This window comes from Xenorhabdus bharatensis, assembly GCF_037996705.1.
GTDB classification, from domain to species: domain Bacteria; phylum Pseudomonadota; class Gammaproteobacteria; order Enterobacterales; family Enterobacteriaceae; genus Xenorhabdus; species Xenorhabdus bharatensis.
On sequence record NZ_JBBMXG010000097.1, the window covers coordinates 1 to 245 of the forward strand.

Below are 245 nucleotides of genomic sequence, written 5' to 3' on the forward strand. Positions count from 1 at the left end.
CATGACTGGGGTGAAGTCGTAACAAGGTAACCGTAGGGGAACCTGCGGTTGGATCACCTCCTTAACCTAAAGATGGTGAAATGTGAGTGTTCACACAGATTGTCTGATGAAAGATACAAGAGACGGTATCGGCATAGGCTTGTAGCTCAGGTGGTTAGAGCGCACCCCTGATAAGGGTGAGGTCGGTGGTTCAAGTCCACTCAGGCCTACCAATTCTTCCTTCGGCGGCGTGATTCGCATAAGGG

At 51.0% G+C, this 245-nt stretch carries 1 tRNA gene and 1 rRNA gene; both read left to right on the top strand.

Annotated features, from left to right (window positions below):
• Positions 1-64, top strand: a 16S ribosomal RNA gene (locus tag AAC855_RS21400); the annotation flags it as partial.
• A gap of 71 nt (positions 65-135) precedes the next feature.
• A tRNA-Ile gene (locus tag AAC855_RS21405) sits at positions 136-212 on the top strand.
• Positions 213-245 lie beyond the last annotated feature (33 nt).